The organism is Erythrobacter sp. (assembly GCF_038133525.1).
In the GTDB taxonomy this organism is placed as follows: domain Bacteria; phylum Pseudomonadota; class Alphaproteobacteria; order Sphingomonadales; family Sphingomonadaceae; genus Qipengyuania.
This window is the reverse complement of sequence record NZ_JAYPTL010000186.1, coordinates 1-1593: the sequence shown is the minus strand read 5'-3', so window position 1 is coordinate 1593 and position 1593 is coordinate 1. Positions and strand designations below refer to the sequence as shown.

The window sequence follows — 1593 nt, the reverse complement described above, 5'->3', positions numbered from 1 at the left end:
CTGGGTTATGGCCTCGCCGGGCTGCGGGTCGACGGCAATGACGCGCTTGCGTGCTTCGCCGCCGAGCAATGGGCCGCCAATCGTGCCCGTGCCAACGCCGGGCCGACCCTGATCGAATTTTTTACGTACCGCGCGGAAGGGCATTCGACCTCGGATGATCCAACCGGGTACCGCAGTGCGCAAGAGCGCAGCGAGTGGCCGCTTGGCGACCCGATCACGCGCCTCAAGGATCACCTCATCGCGATCGGCGAGTGGGACGAGGCGCGCCAGGAAAAGATGGACCTCGAGGCTGCCGAACTGGTCAAGGCCACCACCAAGGACGCCGAAGCCAACGGCATCCTCGGTCACGGCCTCCACCACCCGTTCCGCACCATGTTCGAGGATGTGTTCGAGGAGCTGCCCTGGCACCTCAAGGAACAGAGCGAACAGGCCATCCGCGAACGCGAAATCAAGTTTCCGGGAGGGCTGGAGCTGTGAGCACCGAGGTCAAGGATGCCGCGGCGGTGGGGGCAGAAGCCGAACGCCGTCTCAATATGATCGAGGCGATCAACGACGCGTTGGCTGTCTCGATGGAGCGCGACCCCGACGTCGTCGTGATGGGTGAGGATGTTGGCTACTTCGGTGGTGTATTCCGCTGCACCGCAGGCTTGCAGGAAAAATTCGGCAAGACTCGCGTGTTCGACACGCCGATTTCCGAATGCGGTATCATTGCCGTCGCAGTGGGGATGGGCGCTTATGGTCTGCGCCCTGTGCCGGAGATCCAGTTTGCCGACTACATTTACCCCGGGCTCGATCAGCTGATCAGCGAAGCAGCACGCCTACGTTATCGCTCGGCGGGCGAGTATATCGCGCCAATGACCGTGCGTTCGCCCTTCGGTGGCGGCATTTTCGGTGGCCAGACGCACAGCCAGAGCCCCGAAGCTATCTTTACCCATGTGTCGGGGCTGAAGACGGTGATTCCGTCGACACCCTGTGACGCCAAGGGCCTGCTAATATCGGCGATCGAAGATAACGACCCGGTCATCTTCTTCGAGCCCAAGCGCATCTACAACGGCCCTTTCACGGGCTTCTACGACAAGCCGGCGCAGCCGTGGAAGAAGTTCGACGCCAGCGTGGTGCCCGAAGGCTACTACAAGATCCCGTTGGGCAAGGCGCGGCTTGCAACTGAGGGCGAGCAACTGACAATCCTGGCCTATGGCACCATGGTTCACGTGGTGGAGGCGGTGTGTCGCGAGAAGGGCGTCGAAGCCGACATCCTCGACCTGCGCACGCTCGTTCCGCTCGACATCGAGGCGATCGAGGCTTCGGTGCAGAAGACCGGTCGCTGTCTGATCGTCCACGAGGCCACGCGCACAAGTGGTTTCGGTGCTGAATTATCGGCGCTGGTCACCGAGCGCTGCTTCTACCATCTCGAGGCACCGGTCGAACGCGTCACGGGCTTCGACACGCCCTATCCGCACAGCCTCGAATGGGCCTATTTCCCCGGCCCGATCCGCATCGGCGAGGCCATCGACAAGATTCTCAAGGACTAGGCGCAATGGCGACGTTCATTTTCAATATGCCCGATGTTGGCGAAGGCGTGGCCGAGGCGGA

General features: G+C 62.1%; 2 protein-coding genes. Both read left to right on the top strand.

Annotated elements, in window-relative coordinates; genetic code table 11:
• Positions 1-477 (top strand): thiamine pyrophosphate-dependent enzyme (locus AAFM29_RS17835; RefSeq protein WP_341714045.1); only part of this gene is annotated, 477 nt, incomplete at its 5' end.
• A gap of 56 nt (positions 478-533) precedes the next feature.
• A complete protein-coding gene (locus AAFM29_RS17830; protein ID WP_341714046.1) occupies positions 534-1532 on the top strand; it encodes an alpha-ketoacid dehydrogenase subunit beta in 999 nt (332 codons plus the stop codon).
• The last annotated feature ends 61 nt before the right edge of the window (positions 1533-1593 follow it).

Coding starts and splice junctions, on each gene's coding strand:
- AAFM29_RS17830 (WP_341714046.1), top strand. CDS start 534: ATGATCGAGGCGATCAACGACGCGTTGGCTGTCTCGATGGAGCGCGAC.